This is a genomic window from Caulobacter sp. P1_B12_2 (assembly GCF_056406675.1).
Genome location: NZ_JBFTZS010000734.1, coordinates 1 through 1267, shown reverse-complemented (window position 1 = coordinate 1267; position 1267 = coordinate 1). Strand labels below are relative to the sequence as shown.

Sequence of the window (1267 nt, the reverse complement as noted above, 5' to 3'; positions counted from 1 at the left end):
GCAGGCGGGCCTGCGACTTGGCGTCGGCGGTGCGGTCGCCCAGCGCCAGGGTGGCGTCGTAGAGCGTCAGGGCTTCGGCGGGCCGGGCCAGCAAGGCCAGGGCCGCGCCCTTCTCGGTGACGAGGTAGAGGTTCTCGGGCTGCAGGGCCAAGCCCCTGTCCAGCCAGGCGATGGCCTCGACCGGCTGGCGGCGTTCGACGGCGTAGGATCCCAGCATCAGGGCGGCCGTGGGATAGGTGTTGAAGGCGGCGTCGATGTAGACGGTCTTCTTTTCCGTCCCGGTCCCGGCGGCCTGCAGGCCGGCCACCAGCGACAGCGCGGCGATCTGCTCGGGCGTGACGCCGCGAACGATGATGTGGCCGTCCCGGGGTTCGACCATCGGATAGCTGGCCGGGGCGCGGTCGAGGACCTTGCGCAGCGCCTCGAGCTGTTCCGGGGTGCGGGGCAGCGAGACCAGGATGGCGCTGACGACCTTGGCGTCCGCTCGCTCCTCGTCCGAGAACAGGGACGGGGCCTGGGCTTGCGCCGGGGCCTGCGTCCGAGCCTGGCTCGCGACCGGGGCCAGCAAGCCGGCCGTGACGAGCAGGGCGGCCAGGATCGTGCTGCGGACGGTCATGCGGACTCCGTGGGTGTCGCGATCCCGCGGAGCTTAACCTCAAGTCGAGTGGCGGCAAGGGGCGACCGCGCGCTGACGCTTCTCAATCGGCCGTTAAGGCGGCGGGCGCAGAGTTTCCCACAACCCGCCAGCAGGGCGGAGCCCAGGGAAGACCGTCATGTCCTCGTCCGTGACATCCAGTTTCCGCCGCTCGCACGATCATTTCGAGCCGCAGGACACCGATCCGCAGACCCAGCGCCGCCTGCGCGGCCAACTGGAGCAGATCGACTACACCGCGTTCGCCTCCAACACCGCCGTGATCGCCCAGGTGGTCGGCAAGAGCGACTCCGGCAAGTTCCAGCGCCTGGCCGTGGCCGCCGCCATGGCCCGGGCCCGCTGGGTGGCCGAGGCCGTGACCATGACCGAGAGCGGGGCGGCGATCACGGCCGAGCAGACGGCGCGACTGGCGACCCTGCGCGCCGCCTACGAGGAACTGGCCGAGGTCTACGAAGCCATGCGTCGCATGGTCGAGCGCGGCTACCTGACCTACAGCAACCCGATGGTCACCGAAGGCGGCAACGCCGTCGCGCGATAGGCTAGCCGGGGACATGCCCTCGCGGCGTGTCCCTCTCTTCAAGCACCGCGCCGGCCAGGGGGGACACGCCGCAAGGG

General features: G+C 71.0%; 2 protein-coding genes. One reads left to right on the top strand and one right to left on the bottom strand.

Features of this window, described 5'->3' with window-relative positions:
• Positions 1–616 (bottom strand): hypothetical protein (locus AC1DZ6_RS25335; RefSeq protein WP_477099845.1); only part of this gene is annotated, 616 nt, incomplete at its 3' end.
• Positions 617–773: 157 nt separating this feature from the next.
• On the opposite strand from AC1DZ6_RS25335, the gene AC1DZ6_RS25330 reads away from it, so the two are divergent.
• On the top strand, positions 774–1190 hold the full coding sequence (locus tag AC1DZ6_RS25330; protein ID WP_477099844.1) for a hypothetical protein: 417 nt from the start codon (positions 774–776) through the stop codon (positions 1188–1190).
• The last annotated feature ends 77 nt before the right edge of the window (positions 1191–1267 follow it).

What these genes read in the sequence shown, in the direction of transcription:
- AC1DZ6_RS25330 (WP_477099844.1), top strand. Translation starts at nt 774, where the DNA reads ATGTCCTCGTCCGTGACATCCAGTTTCCGCCGCTCGCACGATCATTTC.